The sequence below is a fragment of the Brucella tritici genome (assembly GCF_008932285.1).
GTDB classification, from domain to species: domain Bacteria; phylum Pseudomonadota; class Alphaproteobacteria; order Rhizobiales; family Rhizobiaceae; genus Brucella; species Brucella tritici.
Genome location: NZ_WBVY01000017.1, coordinates 1 through 4,961, shown reverse-complemented (window position 1 = coordinate 4,961; position 4,961 = coordinate 1). Strand labels below are relative to the sequence as shown.

Sequence of the window (4,961 nt, the reverse complement as noted above, 5' to 3'; positions counted from 1 at the left end):
TCCGCCGTCAAAACCTCGAATATCTGGGAATGATTCATATCGTCATTCATAGGACTCTCCGTATGATTCATACGGAAAATCGCCCATCACGCCGACTAATGATATGTGGGGTAGCCTTACCGCTTACTTATGGTGTGCACGTGCTGTGTTGCGACGTTCATCATCATCGCACAAATCATCTAAATCCCCGGCGCTCTTCCCGGACCGCCGGGGATATGCAGACATCTCCGGTCACGTTATCCGCGATGTTCACACGCGGCGGATCCTATCAAGCACGATCTCAAATTTGAAGTGTGCAGGGAACAATATCCGAACACAGGCATCGGGAATTTGCTAGGCGTCCGGGGCAGCGTGTCCAGGAATAGGATAGTATTGCGGTTCATTCACCGTTAGAGCCTATATCGATTCACAAAATGCTCAAAACTACTTCGCATCGTGCGGATATGAGTCATTGTGAAAGGAAAGGGCTCTGGTGCCGAAATGTTGTTATTAGCAGGCGCGTTAATCTGGAACCGATGGGAAAAAAAGCATCCTAGGCGCGCAACCAGCTTATTTCATTCGGTCGAGGCAATACCGAGGCTGCTTTCTCGAAGAAGTCATAGCGGGGAGAAACATTGCATCGCCGGTTAACCGGATATCGCTTTGGTTGGAGTCAACCACTATAGAACCGAGCGCAGGTCCGTTTGAACGAAGTCGTCTCCTACATAGAGCAATGGACAGCCGTGCTCGTGAGCAACTTCATAGGAAAAGCAGTCACCATAGTTGAGCGAAGCTGGGTGAATGCCTTTGCCCCATCTGGCGTAAGCATTGGCGACCCGGCGTGCGGAAGCGGCTGTCACGGATACGATTTCGAAGCCGAGCCCGGAAATCAACGCGTCAACCTCTTCGCCGACATTACGTCGCGCAGCAACAATGAGGGCTTCAGTAACTGTTCCGGCGGAAATCAATAGCTCATCAGCCTGTTCGATTGCCGTCATACAAGCTTGGCCTTTCGGCTCATTGAGCACGATTGCCATGAGCGCGGATGTATCGACAGCGATCATATGGGCATTCCATCGTCGTCGTAAAGAAAGTCCTGGCTGCGCGCAGCATCAGCCCCGGGTAATGCTTTCGTCGCCGCCGTTGCCCTCACCCTTTCCATCAGTGCGCGTCGGCCTTTGGGCCCGGGCGCTGCCGCAACGGCTACGATCCGTGCAATCTCATGGCCGCGACGGGTCAAAATGACTTCATCCCCGGCTTCCGCCCGCTTTACCAGTTCGGTGAGCTGGCCTTTCGCGTCGCTGACAGATACGCGCATCGTCCATGTTCCTTTGTATTTCGCTCATACTTAGCGTAAGAAATGGTCCATGTTGTGGTCCATGTCAATAGTGACCGGCGAACAGAGTTTGGATCTGTTCATTCCTTTCTGCAAATTGACACGAAGAGAGCGAAGCGAACGTAGTTGGCCGGAGGCACCCGCGCTTTCATATCGCGCTGTAGGGTTGCCGGAGGCCCGAATCGCGCAGCGACAGATTGAATACCTCGCCGCTTATGAAAGTTACCGAAAAGGTAAATTAACTGATGCGGCACTAGGAGCATCACCGGCCATAGAACCACGGTTTCTACCTTGAAATACCCATAAAATCCCGACATATCCGCTATAAAAGCAAGATCGTTAATATGGTGTAGCACAATAAGGGTTGTCGGAGAGAGCCAAATCGGTAACATTGCACCGATGTAATTCATAACCATTTCAAGGAGAAATCTGACCAGGTTATAAAAGAAAAACCGCTCCCGAAAAAATCCGGAAGCGGGGTGCAAATTACAAACATTCAGTTCTTCATAGATCGCACTCCCAACTTCCAAAGTCAAACAAAAACGCTTTTCGGCGAACGGGAAAGCTTTGCCTGGTCCTCAATAAGGAGACGAGGAGGATGGGGGAGACCCTACAGCCAGCGCGGCAAGTTGGCCGCAAACAGACACCACAACGAACCGAGTTTCGGCGGCTGGCCCAGTCCACGGAAATTGGATCGGTGACGCGTGGGCAGCTGATCGGCCTTGCGCAGTCTCTTCCTTGCCTTGGCCTCATCAATGGCATCGAAGCGCACTTGCTTGTGGCCCTGATCAATACGGCTCCAGCTGAGAGCTATGACAAGGGCGGACGACCGATCGTGTTCAAATCCAATGCAGCGCTTGCCTTCGAGGTCGGCCGATCCGAGGGCCGCGTCAGCCGAATGTTGTCTCGGCTGTTTGACGCCGGTGTCATCACCATGCAGGACAGCGGCAACTACAAGCGCTATCCGGTCCGAAATGCGGACGGCAGTATTGCCGACGCTTGCGGTATTGATCTACGCGTTCTGATTGCCCGCTTCACGGAGCTAGACGGAATGGTCCGGCAGGCAAAGGCGGAAAAGAATGCACTCACTGCAAACCTGCGTCGCTATCGCGGCGCCGTTCGCAATTTGCGCAACGCGCTCGCCTCTGTCGAGGACTTGCCCGCGCGGCTGCGCGCCATGATCGAGAAACGTTTTGCGCGTGTTCTCGAAGCAGTAGGCATCGCGAACAAGGCATCAAGCGCTGTTTTGCGACGCGCGACAAGCTTGATTGAATGGATCGTCGAGCGGGTGATGCAGCTGCCTCGCCGTCATCAGTCTTCAGATAGAAGCGAAGATTCGACATGCCCATATGCCGAAAACGACATGCACAAACAGATTACAAACCCCTATTCCCTTGAAGATAGTAGAGAGGAAATGCGTTCGGCTTATGCCGAACAACTCGGTATCTTAAAGACCGGCTTCGCCAGTAAGAGGGCTTTCGAAAAAAGCCTGGGAGGCAAATCGAGCCTAGTCAATCAACCGCAACACCCGCCACAAACGTTAGTGGCCCTGCAGGATCTGTTACGGGCAATACCGGCGCTGAACACCTATGGAATATCGCGCCCCCGCACCTGGACTGATTTGGCCCGTCTCGCCCCGCAAATCTGCCGCATGGCCGGGATTTCCGAAGATGCACGCCGCCGGGCTGTCGATCAGATGGGGGAACAGGCCGCCGCGATTGCTATCGCAATCACGCTGCAGAAGTTCGACGAGAGGCAAGTGAAGTCGCCGGGCGGCTATTTGCGCGCCATGACAGAGCGCGCCGCTGCCGGCGAACTGCATCTTGCCCGCTCGGTTTTCGGGCTTGCTGCCCGACATGGAATGGAGGGAATACATTGATCTTTCGCTACATTTTCTCCGCCGCGGTAGCCCTGCTACTGACTGTCGGGCTAGCTGCCGCTGAACAATGGTCGGGTTCCGTTGCCGGAACAGCCCGCGTCATCGATGGCGATACGATCAGCATACGACGACAGCGCGTGCGGATTGCCGCAATCGACGCTTGCGAAAAGGAGCAAAGCGGCTTTTTGAATGGTAAGACGTGGCCGTGTGGCTTGGTTGCGCGCAGCTACCTTCGCAAAATGATCGACGGCAAGCATGTGTCCTGTCGGATCGTTGATGTGGATCGCTATAACCGTTCCGTCGGTCAGGGCTTTCTTCCGAATACGGATATCGGCATTGCAATGGTGCGTGCGGGTCAGGCTGAAGCGATGTTGCGCTACTTGCCGCGAAACCACGGCATCGACATTGCCGAATATGGGTATGCCGAGAACGAAGCGCGCGAACGTTTGCTTGGAATATGGGCGGCCGACGTAGAGAGCCCGCATCTATATCGACGGACCCATGCTTCCAGATAAGCCTTCCAGCATAGCCAAATTGGCGAGGTCGAATAATCGGCGCGGAGAACCAATTTGGCTATCCGTATACTCCATGATTACACAACATCTGTTGAAAATGCGCTTTATCCGGCTATCATGCGTTGCACAATCGGTATTGTATCAACGGTCATGTGCCCATGAGACGAGTTGCCATATTGGCGCATAGAGCACACCTCTAATTCGGTTGCTTTTGACGCTCGTTCGCACGTCGACGCAGTTGCCGCAAAGCCGGAAGCCTGAAAAATTTCCCCGCCTGCGGCTCCTCGCCCGAACAAATTTTTCGGCCCACGGCTTCCTCCGCTGCGCTCCGCGCCCAAGGGTGCAACACCGCTTACCGCCGTGCCTTGGAACGATCATCGCAACCACATAGAGGAGTGAATACCATGGCCAACGAAATCACCAACTTCATCCAGTTCGATAGCGAAGACCTCGACACCGCATCCGGCAAAGGCCGTATTTCCACCCTGACTGACGACATCGACATCGAGGTCGTGCCTTTCAATTCCGACAACCCGGACGCCCCTACGCATCGCGTTTTCGCCAAGTCCCCGCGTGGCTTCAATATTGAGGTCGGTGGTATCTGGAGAAAGGCTAAGGCCGATGGCGAAGGTTTCAAACGGAACCTCTCGATCCGCCGCCTGAACTACAACGCCAACCTAGGCCGCTTCGGGGGGCAGGACGACCCAAGCCTTCAGGCCGTTCTCGAATGGGAACCGCGTAATTGATAGCACAACAGCGCCCGGCTGAGTGCCGGGCGCACTATACCGAAAGTCGCGGAAATCCCTTTGTTTTCTGGATTTTGTGCGCATTTTGTGCTAGGAGTTGTCACAATAGGAGTTTTGAAGATGAACTTTCATGCCCCCCGTCCGGATCGATCTCCAGAAGCTGTTGCCAAGCGCAAAAAGGCTACGGATCAGGCGCGTGCTGCAAACATGCGGCAGGGCTATGTCCACGACCCACTGTTGGAAGCAGCGACGGCGGCCTACGTCGCGGGCGATATCACACGCGACGAATACAGAGAGCGTGTTGTCCGCAAACCGCAATAGCTCACGCTTATCCTTTTTAATTTGATGCCGCCTGCCTTGAGTAGGCGGCTTTTTATTAGGTGCGCCGAGCATGGCGCGTGGTGCGCAAGCATCGCTCGACCGGGATGGTATCCGTTCGATGACTTGGAGGTGAAAGTCCTCTACGGGCCCTGGTGATGGGAACCGTTAGCCGAACAGCAAGGGCG

At 54.6% G+C, this 4,961-nt stretch carries 7 protein-coding genes; 4 read left to right on the top strand and 3 right to left on the bottom strand.

Translation table 11 applies throughout. From position 1 onward, the window contains the following. Positions 1-659 precede the first annotated feature (659 nt). From F9K94_RS24145 to F9K94_RS24620, 3 genes are all read right to left on the bottom strand, one after another. A complete protein-coding gene (locus F9K94_RS24145) occupies positions 660-1,043 on the bottom strand; it encodes a type II toxin-antitoxin system VapC family toxin (protein ID WP_151610730.1) in 384 nt (127 codons plus the stop codon). Beyond that, positions 1,040-1,297: a type II toxin-antitoxin system Phd/YefM family antitoxin gene (locus F9K94_RS24140; RefSeq protein WP_151610729.1), complete on the bottom strand. Its 258-nt coding sequence runs from the start codon at positions 1,295-1,297 to the stop codon at positions 1,040-1,042. Before F9K94_RS24140 ends, F9K94_RS24145 begins: the two co-directional genes overlap by 4 nt. Positions 1,298-1,395: 98 nt before the next feature. Then, entirely contained in the window at positions 1,396-1,851 is a 456-nt protein-coding gene (locus tag F9K94_RS24620) for a hypothetical protein (protein ID WP_210250267.1), read from the bottom strand. 62 nt (positions 1,852-1,913) lie between these two features. Here F9K94_RS24620 and repC point away from each other — a divergent pair, with 62 nt between their 5' ends. From repC to F9K94_RS24120, 4 genes are all read left to right on the top strand, one after another. Next, entirely contained in the window at positions 1,914-3,194 is a 1,281-nt protein-coding gene (repC, locus tag F9K94_RS24135; RefSeq protein ID WP_151610728.1) for a plasmid replication protein RepC, read from the top strand. Continuing rightward, on the top strand, positions 3,194-3,709 hold the full coding sequence (locus F9K94_RS24130; protein ID WP_373418777.1) for a thermonuclease family protein: 516 nt from the start codon (positions 3,194-3,196) through the stop codon (positions 3,707-3,709). The genes repC and F9K94_RS24130 overlap by 1 nt, the downstream gene beginning before the upstream one ends. A gap of 404 nt (positions 3,710-4,113) precedes the next feature. Next, on the top strand, positions 4,114-4,455 hold the full coding sequence (locus tag F9K94_RS24125; protein WP_105545503.1) for a DUF736 family protein: 342 nt from the start codon (positions 4,114-4,116) through the stop codon (positions 4,453-4,455). A gap of 120 nt (positions 4,456-4,575) precedes the next feature. Next, positions 4,576-4,776, top strand: coding sequence for an antitoxin VbhA family protein (locus tag F9K94_RS24120; protein ID WP_105529505.1), 201 nt, complete (start codon positions 4,576-4,578; stop codon positions 4,774-4,776). The last annotated feature ends 185 nt before the right edge of the window (positions 4,777-4,961 follow it).

Bases quoted from the DNA above. Each gene is read 5' to 3' on its own strand.
- F9K94_RS24145 (WP_151610730.1), bottom strand. From the start codon at position 1,043: ATGATCGCTGTCGATACATCCGCGCTCATGGCAATCGTGCTCAATGAG.
- F9K94_RS24140 (WP_151610729.1), bottom strand. From the start codon at position 1,297: ATGCGCGTATCTGTCAGCGACGCGAAAGGCCAGCTCACCGAACTGGTA.
- repC (WP_151610728.1), top strand. From the start codon at position 1,914: ATGGGGGAGACCCTACAGCCAGCGCGGCAAGTTGGCCGCAAACAGACA.
- F9K94_RS24125 (WP_105545503.1), top strand. From the start codon at position 4,114: ATGGCCAACGAAATCACCAACTTCATCCAGTTCGATAGCGAAGACCTC.
- F9K94_RS24120 (WP_105529505.1), top strand. From the start codon at position 4,576: ATGAACTTTCATGCCCCCCGTCCGGATCGATCTCCAGAAGCTGTTGCC.